This window comes from Klebsiella sp. K47, assembly GCF_051858335.1.
GTDB classification, from domain to species: domain Bacteria; phylum Pseudomonadota; class Gammaproteobacteria; order Enterobacterales; family Enterobacteriaceae; genus Klebsiella; species Klebsiella pneumoniae.
Map to the genome: position 1 here is coordinate 1 of NZ_JBPYUI010000411.1, position 224 is coordinate 224.

Annotated in this window: 1 protein-coding gene; it reads left to right on the top strand. The window is 44.6% G+C overall.

Annotated features, from left to right (window positions below; genetic code table 11):
- Nucleotides 1-224, top strand: a 224-nt coding sequence (locus RRF55_RS28595; RefSeq protein ID WP_439419385.1) for a lyase family protein, incomplete at both ends; no start/stop codon positions are given.

Genomic DNA, 224 nt, shown 5'->3' on the forward strand with positions numbered 1-224 from the left:
GCTGACATCGTCAAAATTGGCCGAACTCATTTACAAGATGCGACACCCTTAACCTTAGGCCAAGAATTTAGCGGTTATGTTTCTCAGCTCGATCACGGCTTAAAGCGTTTACAACAAGCACTTTCAGGTTTGTATGAACTACCTTTAGGTGGAACAGCTGTAGGAACAGGACTGAACGCTCATCCTGATTATGCAGAAAAATCAGCGGAGCAACTGGCACAGTT